This window comes from Bacteroidota bacterium (assembly GCA_016713925.1).
In the GTDB taxonomy this organism is placed as follows: domain Bacteria; phylum Bacteroidota; class Bacteroidia; order AKYH767-A; family OLB10; genus JAJTFW01.
The window spans coordinates 145,483-158,207 of sequence record JADJOH010000007.1 but is presented as its reverse complement, the minus strand read 5'-3'; the positions used below and the strand labels follow the sequence as shown (position 1 = coordinate 158,207).

Below are 12,725 nucleotides of genomic sequence, written 5' to 3'. Positions count from 1 at the left end.
AAATTCCGTAATTCAAATTTAAACTTCATCTTATTTAAAATCCCCCTCAATCACCCCCCTCACTTCCCTCCCAAAATCACCGCTAACTCTTCAAACTGTTGCCAGCTCAGGGCTTCTGCTCTTAAATCGAGATAGGGGACATGGGAGAAATCAGCGGGCAAGAGTGGACGCAAGGCATTGCGCAATGTTTTCCGGCGTTGACTGAAGCCTTGCTTTACGACTCTGGTGAAAAATGCCTGCTCGCATTTTAATTTTGTACGCGTGGTGCGGACCAATCGGATGACAGCCGATTTCACACGGGGCGGAGGTATGAATTGATGTTCATGTACCGTGAAGAGATACTCGATATCAAACCAGGGTTGGAGCAGCACGCTCATGATGCCATAGTCGCGGTTGCCGGGAGGAGAAGCAATGCGTTCGGCCACTTCCTTCTGAAACATGCCTACCACCACCGGGACTTTATCTTTATGATCTAACACACGAAATAAAATTTGTGTAGAAATATTATAAGGGAAATTACCAATCACCACAAAACGATCTTCAAAGAGTTCATTGAGATTCAACTGCAGAAAATCACCTTCCATCAGGCTACCCTTTCAATGCCGGAAAATGTTCGAGGAGGTAAGGAACCGACTCGCGGTCGAGTTCAATGGCGAAGGTTTTGTATTCCTCGTGCTGCAGTAAATATTTCGTCAGCACTCCCATTCCCGGACCGATCTCCAATACCTGATCAATGCCATCGGGTAAAATCAAGGCATCTACAATAGAGCGAGCCACAGCTTCGTCATTCAGAAAATGCTGACCTAAAAACTTCTTTGCACGAACCCCTTGTTGCGGTCTCATCCTACTACTTCCAACAAGGTTCTGAACGCAACGAATTTACCACCATATTTCTTCGCTGTTTCCTGTTGTAAAGCCGGAGCGAATTCATCACGATACTTTTCATAGGTCTCCATGTCCTTGCAGGTATATTGAATGGCATAGGTAAAACCACCGGCCTCTTCTGCCAGCACTCTGCAAATGCGCTGATCCGTAAACATACCGGTTTGCATTACTTCGGGAATATGTACTTCCTTCATCCATTGCAACCACTCCACGGCCACGTCCTCATCAATATTCACCATCACGTTGTAAATAATCATGCTCATAATATTTCTGTAAAACTACTAAAAACAAGAATGTTTAAAGGAAGAGATTCCCGGAAACAAATAGCGCGCATTAATTGTACCTGTTGGTGCGCTTTTAACCCAGGAAATCAGTCATAAACAGGAAGGAAATTATTTTTCATTTTAACGCGGCGGTCGCTGCGATCTCGCGGCGGTCGCGGCGTTAAACATAAAATTGATTCTCCCAAGACAATTTCTTTTAAAAAGATGACTTTGCAAAGGCTTCCGCACGCAGGTAAGGATAAATTTTTACATTAAAACGCGGCGTTCACTGCGATCCCGCGGCGGTCGCTGCGCCTGCCTGCCGAAGCTTCAGCATAGGTAGGTTTAAATATAGAAGTGTTTATTCTAAGACAATAGGTTATAAAGTGAGATTACTTTTTAAAACGCTGTGTTCGCTGCGATCCCGCTGCGTTCGCTGCGTTTAAATATAGAATCGTTACTCCTAGGGCAATTGCTATTAAAGAGATGACTTCGCAAAGGCTTCCGAACACAGATACGGCTTCAAAGAGGGCTGGCGCTTAGAAGGAAGACATGGCAGGTATTTTAGTTGAATGTACCGGACAAGAATGGATGAAGAAAGTGATTTCCGGAAACAAATACCGCGTTCTAAAGTCCCATATCAACTAAAAAATCAGTTGATTTTATCTCCTCTCAGCAAACGGAAACGCTTCCGCGCATCTACCACAAAAAGACTACCCGGATATTTGGTGAGCAGGGATTCGTAAATGGTTTTTGCCTTCTCCTTATCGTTGAGTTGATTTTCATAGAGCAATCCCAATTGATACATCGCATCATCGGCGAGGATATCTTCCGGATATTTTTCAGTGATCTCTGCCAGCAATGCGGCAGCCTCAGTAAATCGTCCCTGAGGTTTTAGGATTTGCGCCTTCTTATACCATACTTCATCACTCAGCATATGTCCCGGAAAAACGGTGAGAATACTATCGAGTGTAATCATCGACAAACTATCCTTATTCTGAAAATCATATAAATCAGCACGGGAATACATCAGCAAGGCTTCCATCGTGGTATCGAGGTTCGTAATATCAGTGATCAGTAGTGAAAGCGATAAGGCATCGTTGCTGATCAACTGACTGGTGGCGGCTTTTAACACGTTGAGTTGATCTTTCGCCCAATCAAATTCACCGAGGTAATACGAGAGACGGGCGTTTCTGAATTTTGCTTCTCTGCCCAGGGCATCATTCTTAAAATCTTTATCTACTTGTCCGTAAAGTAATGCCGCATCCCATACCAAACCATCGAACACATAAATATCGGCGAGCTCCAGTTTACATTCAGCTTTAAATTGCGTTTTCAGATTTGGTAAATCAATCGCTTCCAATAATAACTCAATGGCTTTATCGGTATTATGCAGATAAAAAGCCTGCAGATGTGAAAATCCACGAATGAGCGGAGCGGTAGCCACATTCTTTCCAAGTTCCTGCAAGGCGATGACATAATCACTTTCGAGACGAAGTAAATCAGCGCGCGTATAGGTGCCCGAGCCGGTGATGCGTTCATTGGTCACATTGATCAACTCCATGCGAGCAGTAACATAATTCATATTGGTGCTGCCCTTATCCACCACATACTGAAAACACTTTTCAGCAACGGGAAAATCCAGATTATTCACAGCAGTTCTTCCCAAACTTACGAGACGTTCGCCCTGCTCTCCCAAACGTTTATCGAGGCCTTTCGCCTGAATAAAAGCCGATTCAAAATCTTTCTCCTGCAGGAACAACCATAACAATAACTCACTGTAATTGGTATCCTCCGGACGCTTTTGAATTTTACGCAACAAACTCTGACGCACCAGATCACTGAGATTTCCACTCAGGTCATTTCCTATTTTATTTTGAAGTATCGTTTGAATGTTGGGCAAATAGCCGGGATTAAAATCGATCATCTCAATGTACTCATTCACCATCTCCGGAAACTTTCCCATCTGGGCATACGCCTCGGCCAACTCGAAAGAAAAAGGATAAGCACCCTTCAGCAATTTCCTTCCCTGCAAATAAGTTTCAACGGTATAATCGAGTTGTTGTCTCCTCGTAAATCCATTGCCGAGCAGGTTCACCTGATTGATATCCGGACTGAGATTCTTAATCGCATCCGCATACACTTTCTTCGCTTTCTCCGGTTCCTCCTGCAATTCATAAATTGCACCGAGATCAATTTTCAGAGAGGGATCCTGAGGAATACGTTTCATTTGCTTCTTCACCAGCTTCTCCGCCTTATCATACTCCTTCACTTTAATCAGGCATTGCATATAACCGTTGTATGCCCCAAACGGATCCTGATCATAATATTTTTCAAAGTACACCACCGCCTTCTCAAACTCGCCCGTACTGAAATACTGATTGGCCAGTTCGGCATTCGATTGCCCGGGCTGCGCGGAGATTTCCCCGTTGAAGCCGGCAAGTAGTAAAAAAAGAAGTGTGATGAATATTCTCATTTAATTTTATCAAATCCTGTATACGGAATTAACACGGCAGGGATACGTATTCCGTCTTTCTCCTGATTATTTTCCAGCAGAGCAGCCACGATACGAGGTAACGCCAAAGCAGAGCCGTTTAGTGTATGCGCAAGGACAGGTTTGGCATTTCCCTCGCGATACCGCAATTTCAAACGATTCGCCTGAAACGATTCGAAATTTGATACGGAACTCACCTCGAGCCAGCGCTTCTGAGCACCGCTCCATACTTCCATATCGTAAGTCAGCGCAGAGGCAAAACTCATATCGCCGCCGCAGAGTTTCAATACGCGATAGGGTAGTTCCAGCAATTTCAATAAACCGGTCACATAAGTGCGCATATCATTCAAAATCTCATAACTATGATCCGGATGAGCAATTTGAACAATCTCCACTTTATCAAACTGATGGAGACGATTCAAGCCGCGTACATGCGCACCATAAGAGCCGGCTTCCCGACGAAAACAAGGGGTATAGGCGGTGCACTTGATGGGCAGGTCTTCCGCTTTTACAATGGTATCTCTGAAAATATTGGTCACGGGGACTTCAGCAGTGGGAATCAGGTATAAATTATCAAGTCCTACATGATACATCTGCCCTTCTTTATCAGGAAGTTGTCCGGTACCGAAACCTGAATCCTCATTGATAAGAATCGGTGGTTGCACCTCAGTATACCCTGCACGACCGGCATTATCCAGAAAAAAGTTAATCAATGCCCGTTGCAACTTCGCTCCCATGCCCTTGTAAACCGGAAAACCCGCACCTGCAATTTTATTTCCCAATTCAAAATCGATGATATCATATTTAGTGGCTAACTCCCAGTGAGGCAAGGCTGTGTCGTCGAGCTTTGGCATGAAATGCTCATCGAGTAAAAAAACTTCATTGTCCTCGGCTGTTTTTCCGGCAGGCACCTGTGGTGATGGAAGATTGGGCAACCGGATGAGTATCGCTTTGATCTGCTCTTCCAGTTCGGTTTGTTTCTCCTCCAGACTTTTACAGGTTTCCTTGATCGCTGTACTTCTGTTACGAAGATCCTCTGCTTCTGCCTTTTTCCCGGATTTAAACAGTTCACCGATCTGCTTCGCCAGAGTATTTTGCTCTGCCAGCAGCATTTCCAATTCGGTTTGAATTCTTCGCTTTTCGATATCGAGGGTATAAATTTCCTCAATATCTTGGGTTGCATCCATATTTTTCACTGCCAGACGGGCAATGACATCCTGCTTGTTTTCACGGATATACGCTAACTGAATCATAAACGGGTAATAATGAGCTGCAAAGGTAATCGTTTCAGACGCATTAGCTGACGGGAAAGGGCTATTTTTGCAGCCATGTTGAAAGAAGCTCAGGAAAGCGCGGCATTTTTAAATCCATTCTTCTCCGAAAAACCTACGGTTGGAATTATTCTCGGAACCGGCCTTCACCGGTTGGCGGAGGAGATGCAAATCAGGGAGTCTATTCCCTATGAGCGCATTCCACATTTTCCGGTGAGCACCGTAGAATCCCACAAAGGGCAGTTACTTCTCGGCACGCTGAGCGGGAAAGAAGTCGTGGCGATGCAGGGGAGATTCCATTTTTACGAAGGGTATTCGATGCAGCAATTGAGTTTCCCGGTAAGGGTGATGAAATTGCTGGGGATAAATACCCTACTCGTTTCCAACGCGGCCGGTGCTTTAAATCCTGAGTATAAAAAGGGCGAACTGATGTTGCTGGATGATCATATCAATCTGCAAGGCGACAATCCTCTCATTGGGAAAAACGAAGATTTTTTTGGTCCTCGATTCCCGGATATGAGTGCTCCTTACGATAAGGATTTACAAAACAGGATGTTGGCGGCATCATCCCAACTGGGAATAAAATTACATACCGGTGTGTACGCTGCTGTTCCCGGACCAATGTTGGAAACCCGTGCTGAATACCGTTACCTGCGAAGAATCGGTGCCGACGTGGTGGGTATGAGCACAGTGCCGGAGATCATTTGCGCACGACATATGAATATGCGATGTCTGGCTATTTGAGTGATAACCGACGAATGCGATCCGGATCATTTACAACCGGTAACGCTCGAGGAGATCATTGCTGTTGCCGGCACTGCGGATAAAAAGCTCTCCGAATTATTTAAAGCACTCTTGACCGGATTATGAATTCGTACTGGGAGACTTGTTATCTGATTGTATTCTCGGGCTTACGTACGGGAGTGCATCTTCCACCGCTTTCGGGAGAGGAAGGGAGGGAGAAGATACTTTCCATTATACCATCGTCCTCTATTCAAATTGTAAATGCTCACAACGATGTATCTACTAACGTTGATGCATGGCCGAAAGAAGTGACTCCGCCCGGTGAATGTGAATTTATTGCAAGCGCTTACCGCAGAGGGTTTGAGGATGGTTACCGGAAAGTGGCGGGAATATTTTCCTTCCCTCCGGCGCTGGAGAAAAAACACCTCGAAGAAGCCTTCAAGAGTATTCGTCCGCTGGATTGTTGTGTTGGTGCGGATACGGCAGGCGGCATTTATTTTTTGGGGGCATGAACAGATACGACGAGGGTTTGTTCAGCCAACAACCGTGGGGACAATCCTCACTCAGCAAGTCAATAATCCGCGAAATCGGAAATCAAAAGAAAATAATGTATAAATTACCTGTGCTCGGAAGATAGCCGGATCGGCGAAAAATAGATTTCTTTGCACCAGGAAAACCAGAACTCAATAATGTTAGAACTACTGAAACGATTCGAAGACAAAAAGCCTGAAATTATATTTGAATGGAATGATCCCTTATCGGAAGCGACGGGATGGATTGTCATCAACTCTTTAAGAGGAGGTGCTGCCGGAGGGGGAACAAGGATGCGCAAAGGATTAGACCGCCGCGAAGTAGAGTCATTGGCGAAGACGATGGAAATCAAATTTACGGTAGCCGGTCCTGCCATTGGTGGCGCAAAATCAGGAATCAACTTCGACCCCACCGATCCGCGCAAGCAGGAAGTGTTGGAGAGATGGTTCAAAGCCGTATTGCCGATGTTAAAAAACTGCTATGGTACAGGAGGCGATCTTTTTGTAGATGAAATTCATGAGGTCATTCCGATTACGGCTGCGATGGGATTGTTGCATCCGCAGGAAGGTGTGGTGAGCGGACATTTCAAGAGTGTTGGCAAGGACCGTGAAGAACGCATCACCAAACTTCAAAAGGGTGTTAGCCTGATGGTGGAAGATGCCCGGTATGTTCCGGCCGGTTCCGCATACAGGGTGGCAGATATGATTACGGGGTATGGAGTGGCGCAGTCGGTCATTCATTTTTATAAAATTAAAGGAGAAGAAATAAAAGGAAAAAAGGTCCTTGTGCAGGGATGGGGAAATGTAGGAGCAGCAGCAGGATATTATCTTTCAGAAGCGGGCGCAGTGCTTGTGGGCATCATTGATCGCAGCGGCGGTGTACTTAACGCTGAGGGCTATACGAAAGAGGAAGTCATCCGACTTTTTCATTCGCGGACAAAAGACATGTTCGGTGGCTTTAAGAAAGAAGAAAACATCAACGAACTCTTCTGGCAACAGGAAGCGGATATATTCATTCCGGCAGCAGCGTCGCGGCTCGTGACACTCGATCAATTGACTTCCTTAGCCGACAGAGGGCTGAAGGTGATTGCCTGTGGTGCGAATGTTCCCTTTGCTGATCCTGAAATATTCTTCGGAGCCATTGGCAGGTACGCGGATCATCATATGAGTGTTATTCCTGACTTTATATCTAACTGCGGCATGGCCCGAGTCTTTGCTTACCTCATGAGTAATCCGGAAAAAACAGATGCAGAAGGGATATTTGAAGATGTGGCAGCAACGATACATCGGGCGATGGATGGCATTCATGCGATTAACCCCTCTAAAAAAGACCTTACGGCGAGCGGATATGAAATTGCGTTGAAGCAGTTGCTCTAAATTTTTAAAACATGGAAACACATTGGCTGGATCAGCAGTTTTTTGAGAACCGGGTAGAAGACCTACTATGGTTTGGAGGGATCATCCTCATTGGTATCATCTTCAAACGCTATGTATCGAACCATCTTTCCGGACTCATTTATCAATTCCTGAAGCGCTATGCAGCAGGTGTAGATGTAAAGGAACTGCGCGAATTACTGCGTAAACCTTTTGGTCTTTTCATTATTCTTATCAGTGTTTACATTGCCTGCAAGCAAATACACTGGCCGGAGAGCTGGCATTTGCCCAATGAAGAAAATTTCGGCTTGCGTTTTGTCATCTGGAAAGCCTTTCAGTTTTTCATTATCATTTCTGTGACCTGGATCCTGACCCGACTGATTGACTTCTTCGGCATTGTCCTCCTCCATCGCGCAAAGCAAACCTCCTCTAAATCCGACGATCAACTGGTGCCTTTTATTAAGGAGTCGATTAAAATAATTATCGTCATATTTAGTCTTTTCATTTCATTGGGCATCGTATTTAATGTCAATGTGGCCTCATTGATTGCGGGTTTAGGCATCGGAGGTATTGCGATTGCTTTGGCGGCGAAAGATACACTGGAAAACCTCCTCGGTTCGTTTGCCATTTTCCTCGACAAACCCTTCACCATAGGCGATATAGTAAAAGTGGGTGGTGTTCACGGTAAAGTGGAAAAAATCGGATTCAGAAGTACGCAAATCAGGACCTTTGAACGGACTGTTGTTTCCGTTACCAATAAAAAAATGATTGATGCCGACCTTGAAAACATCAGCATGCGTACCATGATCCGGGCATTGTTTCCATTGACCGTCCGCTATGAAACGCCGGTGGTAAAAATTGAAAGTTTCAAATCCGCTATTTTGAATCTATTGAAAGCGGATCCCGATATCATACAAGACCCCATGCCGGCCATCCGGGTGGATAAAATCACGGACTCCGGAATTGAATTGCAGTTTTTCTTCTTCATCAATACGACGGATGTGGATGTCTTTGCCACAAAACGGGAATCTGTTTTATTTGAAATACTAAGTATTGGACAAAAAATGGACTTGCGGTTTGATACCAAAATTCAGGAGTTCCAGATCAAAACCTGAATTTCCGCCGGACCATGCCAGGAATGAGCCTGAATCAGATGCACTCTGTTAAATGCGAAAGAATGGCTCAGAAATAAAATACTTTATTAACTTTAGACTTTAATATTAAACCGGATTAAACGAACTCTATGAATTATACGTCTGCCGAAGCATTTGCATACGACCTGTTAAAGAAAAATCTTCCTGCTAATCTCTATTATCATAATCTGGCACATACGATAGATGTGACGGAGTCAACTGAAAGATTATGTCGGTTGGAGAAGCTGGATAGCGACAGTACCATTCTTTTAAAAACAGCAGCGGTATTTCATGATACAGGATTTATAGAACAATACGATAAAAACGAACCCATAGGTGCCCGATTAGCCGGTGAACATCTTCCGCAATTCGGTTATACACCTGAACAGATTGCGACGATTCAACAACTGATTTTGAGTACCGCAAGTCCGAGGCAGCCGGATGGTATCATGCAAAAGATTATTTGCGATGCGGATCTGGACTATACTGGCAGAGCTGATTTCTTTACGATCAGTCAATCACTCCGAAGAGAATGGGCAGAGCATGGCAGAAATATTAAACTCACTGAATGGTACGAGCTTGAAAAAGATTTTCTCGAAAATCATTTTTTTTATACAGAGACAGCGTACTCCTTACGCAACAAAGGCAAACTCGAAAATCTGGATGATATCCGGCAACTGCTTAAAGATATTGGTCAGGCTTCCGGTAGCACTGTAGTTCCGGAAAGTGTGTTCCTGAATCTGGCCGACGACAGACTCCATCTTGTTGAATTATTAAACAAGACTTCTTTGTTTAAAACCGGAGATCGTTCCTTATTAGAGCGTATTGCGATGATGGTGGAACGCCTACATCTGAAAGCAGAAGAGCCGCTCTTTAAGAAAGGGGATCCCGGAGACTGCATGTATATTATTGAAAAGGGAAGTTTGAAAGTCCATGATGAAGGAATACAGCTGGCAGAATTGAAAGCAGGCGAATATTTTGGTGAAGCATCGCTGATCGATTCAGCTCCCCGTACGGCCTCTGTATCCGCCAAAACAGATGTCATCATTTTGCGTTTGGGAGAAAAAGATTTCTTCAGCTTATTGGGAAGTCATCCCTATATGAACCGACTGTTGATGAAGGAACTCATTAACCGACTTCGGAATCAGAATGACAATGTGGTGAATGAATTCAGAGGAAGAGAGAAAAAGTTACAGGAACTGGTGGAGTTGCGTACGATGCAGATCATGGAAGAAAAGCGTAATGTTGAAATCAAATCCATGGAACTGGAATTAGCACTCAAAGAACTGCAGGAAGCACAACGACTATTGGTACATCAGGAGAAAATGGCATCGCTCGGTCAACTCACCACAGGTATTGCGCATGAACTATTAAATCCATTAAACTTTGTAAATAACTTCTCTTCCGTTTCTATTGATTTGTTAGAAGAGATGAAAGGATCTATTACGGATGAAGATTCGCTCGAACTCTGTTCAGACCTGCTTGACAATATTAAGCGCATCTCACAGCATGGTCATCGTGCCGGTGAAATCGTACGAAGTATGGCGGAACATTCCTCTGCCTTTGGCAAAGAAAAACAAGAGGTAAATCTGCATGCATTGATTGAAGATGCAGTGGGTGTGAGTACGAAAGTTGTGGAAGGCACCCTAACCGACGAGCAGGTAAAAAGCATATTAAAATTAGAAGCGAGTCATTATAAGACCGAAGCAGTATACAGTGATCTCTTCCGGATTTTCGTCAACCTCCTTCGCAATTCAGTAGCGGCTATCCATGACCGTAAGTCTAAAGGAAATCCGGACGAAGGAGTGATCAGTGTCATTACCCAAAATATTGATGGTGCCATACAAATTGAAGTTATTGATAACGGGATAGGAATTCCGGATGAACATGTCGAGAAAATTTTCCTTCCCTTCTTTACTACTCGTCCGCCGGGCAAAGGTGTAGGCCTTGGACTCAGCATCAGCCATCAGATTATCACCGCTTACGGAGGTCAACTCCTGTATGAAAAAGATAAAGACGGGACGAAGTTCAAAGTCATTTTACCACTCGGGTAAGATAGCTAGTTTTAAGAAAGAAATTTAAGTTTCTGAAGAAGCAATTGCAGGTAGATATTTTCCTACCAACTCCCTCCTGCTCCGCCGCCGCCAAAGCTGCCGCCGCCAAATCCGCCGAAGCCACCTCCGCCACCTCCGAAACTTCCGCCGCCAAATCCGCCACTACCTCTATTAAAATCTCCCCATTTACCGGAATGCTTGTTACTTGCCGCATTCAACAATGCCCAGGCAATCCAAAAAGTAGTATTGTTTAAACGGGAATACCGCATCACACTGCTCACTTTAAAAATCAGCATGAATAGAATGATCAGTATGACTCCTAATACTTTTGGAAATCCATCTGAATTTTTCTTTCTCGCGGTTGATTCTTTATACTCACCCTTTACCGCATCCATCATTTTGGAGCTTCCGGCTAAGAGTCCTTCAAAAAATTTCCCCTCTTTAAAAAGAGGCTTAATGTCATTCTCAATGATCTGCTTGCATCGCGCATCCGGTAAAGCGCCTTCTAAACAATAGCCGGTAGCAATATAAATTTGACGATCATCCTTCACGATCAACAATAGCGCACCATTATTTGTATTCTTCTGGCCAATGCCCCATTTCTCCGCCAACTCAAAAGCATAATCACTCGAAGGATATCCGTCAAGCGTTGAGATCATCACTATCGCAATTTGGACGGAAGTCGTATCGTGAAATAAAAGCAACCTTTGTTCCAGCTCATCCAACTCCTGAGAAGATAAGGTGGATGTAAAATCATTAGCGAGTCTTGGAGGATCAGGTTTTGGAGGGAATTCTACTGCAGCCAACACTTGTCCAATTTCAAGGAAGGAGAACAATAAAATAAGAATTAGATTTTTCATCACTTATCCGGATTTCCGAAAACGATATCATCAGGGAGTTCGTTCACATCCTGCTGCTGTTTAGGGAAAAACACTTTTAATTTATTGCCTGCTTGTATGACTGCATGTTCTATCCCTTCTACTATTCGTCCATGGCGAAAATGCTCCAACATTTCTTCCTTCACATGATTCCAGAAATCATCGCCGACCTTAGCATGAATCCCTGCATCACCGATGATAGCGAACTTATGATCTTTTAAAGCCAGATAGATCAGCACTCCGTTTCGAAGATCTGTTTTATGCATTCCCAATTCTGCGAATACAAACGCTGCATGGTCCATCACATCTTCCTTGCATTCTTCGTCAATAAAAACACGGATCTCTCCGGAAGTAAGCTGTTCCGCAGCACCTACAGCATTGCGAATCGTTTCCTTACCGGCAGATCCGATGATATCAACCGCTTTCATGATCAGAATTTTACTTCAGGAGCTTTAGCAGCACCTTGATCCGCGGCAAAGAAGGCCTTCTCTTTAAATCCAAACATACCGGCCAGCAATACCTGAGGAAATTTGCGGATGTATTGGTTATAGCCTGTCACCGTATCATTGAACTTCTGTCGCTCGACAGTGATCCTGTTCTCTGTTCCTTCCAACTGAGCTTGTAACTCCAAAAAGTTCTGATTGGCTTTCAGCTGAGGATATTGTTCCACTACTACCATCCGTCGTCCAAGCGCGGCGCTCCATTGTCCCTGAGCCTGCTGGACCTTCGCCATTTCTTCCGGATTCAGGTTCTTCGCATCCACCTTTACTTGTGTCGCATTTGCTCTGGCTTCGATAACAGCAGTTAAAGTTGACTTCTCAAATTCGGCAGCACCCTTTACGGTGTTCACGAGATTGGGAATAAGATCCAAACGGCGCTGATACACGTTCTCGACCTGTGACCATGCATTCTGCACTACAACTTCCTTATCCACCATATTATTATAACTACCGGCAAACAAGCGATACAATACAAATACAACAACAAGAATGATCCCTAGGGTAATGAGTGTTTTTCTCATGATTTATTTATTTAGTGGTAAAATTAAAAGGTTAGACGATAGATCGCTTATTAAATTTTAATCTTCTGAAAAGAAATC

Annotated in this window: 10 protein-coding genes and 2 pseudogenes; 5 read left to right on the top strand and 7 right to left on the bottom strand. The window is 44.3% G+C overall.

From position 1 onward, the window contains the following. Positions 1–59: 59 nt before the first annotated feature. The 4 genes and pseudogenes from rsmA to serS form a co-directional block, all read right to left on the bottom strand. Positions 60–843, bottom strand: a pseudogene (gene rsmA, locus IPJ86_08780) (16S rRNA (adenine(1518)-N(6)/adenine(1519)-N(6))-dimethyltransferase RsmA). After that, entirely contained in the window at positions 840–1,142 is a 303-nt protein-coding gene (locus IPJ86_08775; protein MBK7887382.1) for a DUF4286 family protein, read from the bottom strand. Before IPJ86_08775 ends, rsmA begins: the two are co-directional and overlap by 4 nt. Positions 1,143–1,800: 658 nt before the next feature. Continuing rightward, positions 1,801–3,624: a tetratricopeptide repeat protein gene (locus IPJ86_08770; GenBank protein ID MBK7887381.1), complete on the bottom strand. Its 1,824-nt coding sequence runs from the start codon at positions 3,622–3,624 to the stop codon at positions 1,801–1,803. Further along, positions 3,621–4,895: a serine--tRNA ligase gene (serS, locus tag IPJ86_08765; GenBank protein MBK7887380.1), complete on the bottom strand. Its 1,275-nt coding sequence runs from the start codon at positions 4,893–4,895 to the stop codon at positions 3,621–3,623. Before serS ends, IPJ86_08770 begins: the two co-directional genes overlap by 4 nt. A 75-nt stretch (positions 4,896–4,970) precedes the next feature. Between serS and IPJ86_08760 the strand changes: the two are divergent. From IPJ86_08760 to IPJ86_08740, 5 genes and pseudogenes are all read left to right on the top strand, one after another. Further along, positions 4,971–5,783, top strand: a pseudogene (locus tag IPJ86_08760) (purine-nucleoside phosphorylase). Continuing rightward, positions 5,780–6,169: a hypothetical protein gene (locus IPJ86_08755; GenBank protein ID MBK7887379.1), complete on the top strand. Its 390-nt coding sequence runs from the start codon at positions 5,780–5,782 to the stop codon at positions 6,167–6,169. The pseudogene IPJ86_08760 and the gene IPJ86_08755 overlap by 4 nt, the downstream one beginning before the upstream one ends. Before the next feature lie 177 nt (positions 6,170–6,346). After that, on the top strand, positions 6,347–7,564 hold the full coding sequence (locus tag IPJ86_08750; protein ID MBK7887378.1) for a Glu/Leu/Phe/Val dehydrogenase: 1,218 nt from the start codon (positions 6,347–6,349) through the stop codon (positions 7,562–7,564). A gap of 11 nt (positions 7,565–7,575) precedes the next feature. Then, positions 7,576–8,676, top strand: coding sequence for a mechanosensitive ion channel family protein (locus IPJ86_08745; GenBank protein MBK7887377.1), 1,101 nt, complete (start codon positions 7,576–7,578; stop codon positions 8,674–8,676). 128 nt (positions 8,677–8,804) lie between these two features. Further along, a complete protein-coding gene (locus IPJ86_08740; protein ID MBK7887376.1) occupies positions 8,805–10,748 on the top strand; it encodes a cyclic nucleotide-binding domain-containing protein in 1,944 nt (647 codons plus the stop codon). Between the two features lie 62 nt (positions 10,749–10,810). On the opposite strand, the gene IPJ86_08735 is transcribed toward IPJ86_08740, so the two are convergent. The 3 genes from IPJ86_08735 to IPJ86_08725 are packed head-to-tail and all read right to left on the bottom strand — an operon-like array spanning position 10,811 to position 12,647. After that, positions 10,811–11,608, bottom strand: a complete 798-nt coding sequence (locus tag IPJ86_08735) for a TPM domain-containing protein (protein MBK7887375.1) — start codon at positions 11,606–11,608, stop codon at positions 10,811–10,813. Beyond that, a complete protein-coding gene (locus tag IPJ86_08730) occupies positions 11,608–12,054 on the bottom strand; it encodes a TPM domain-containing protein (protein ID MBK7887374.1) in 447 nt (148 codons plus the stop codon). Before IPJ86_08730 ends, IPJ86_08735 begins: the two co-directional genes overlap by 1 nt. Before the next feature lie 2 nt (positions 12,055–12,056). Continuing rightward, the gene (locus IPJ86_08725; GenBank protein MBK7887373.1) at positions 12,057–12,647 is read right to left on the bottom strand and encodes a LemA family protein; all 591 of its coding nucleotides are present in this window, start codon (positions 12,645–12,647) and stop codon (positions 12,057–12,059) included. Positions 12,648–12,725 lie beyond the last annotated feature (78 nt).

Coding starts and splice junctions, on each gene's coding strand:
- IPJ86_08775 (MBK7887382.1), bottom strand. CDS start 1,142: ATGATTATTTACAACGTGATGGTGAATATTGATGAGGACGTGGCCGTG.
- IPJ86_08770 (MBK7887381.1), bottom strand. CDS start 3,624: ATGAGAATATTCATCACACTTCTTTTTTTACTACTTGCCGGCTTCAAC.
- serS (MBK7887380.1), bottom strand. CDS start 4,895: ATGATTCAGTTAGCGTATATCCGTGAAAACAAGCAGGATGTCATTGCC.
- IPJ86_08755 (MBK7887379.1), top strand. CDS start 5,780: ATGAATTCGTACTGGGAGACTTGTTATCTGATTGTATTCTCGGGCTTA.
- IPJ86_08750 (MBK7887378.1), top strand. CDS start 6,347: ATGTTAGAACTACTGAAACGATTCGAAGACAAAAAGCCTGAAATTATA.
- IPJ86_08745 (MBK7887377.1), top strand. CDS start 7,576: ATGGAAACACATTGGCTGGATCAGCAGTTTTTTGAGAACCGGGTAGAA.
- IPJ86_08740 (MBK7887376.1), top strand. CDS start 8,805: ATGAATTATACGTCTGCCGAAGCATTTGCATACGACCTGTTAAAGAAA.
- IPJ86_08735 (MBK7887375.1), bottom strand. CDS start 11,608: ATGAAAAATCTAATTCTTATTTTATTGTTCTCCTTCCTTGAAATTGGA.
- IPJ86_08730 (MBK7887374.1), bottom strand. CDS start 12,054: ATGAAAGCGGTTGATATCATCGGATCTGCCGGTAAGGAAACGATTCGC.
- IPJ86_08725 (MBK7887373.1), bottom strand. CDS start 12,647: ATGAGAAAAACACTCATTACCCTAGGGATCATTCTTGTTGTTGTATTT.